The organism is Halorubrum sp. SP3, assembly GCF_005435195.1.
Classification (GTDB): Archaea; Halobacteriota; Halobacteria; order Halobacteriales; family Haloferacaceae; genus Halorubrum; species Halorubrum sodomense.
On record NZ_SGTU01000724.1, the window covers coordinates 1 to 230 of the forward strand.

Genomic DNA, 230 nt, shown 5'->3' on the forward strand with positions numbered 1-230 from the left:
GACGCCACCGAGCGGATTCCCGCGGGTAAAGTCACGGATATTGATGAGGACTACGCGTGGGTCATTTCGAACTACTGGGATCTCGACCCGGACGACACGTTCGACTTCATCACCGAATTCGACCGCCGGTACGTAGAGACAGCTCTCGGACCTCTCCCTCTTGTTTCAAACGCTGAGAAGTATGAGAGCGTTCGGCGCCGTCTTGGTGAAGCAGAAAACGCCTATGCTCG

The 230-nt window shown here is 56.1% G+C and carries 1 protein-coding gene; it reads left to right on the forward strand.

The features are described 5' to 3' along the window. Positions 1–230 (forward strand): hypothetical protein (locus tag EXE42_RS19125; protein WP_158293801.1); only part of this gene is annotated, 230 nt, incomplete at both ends.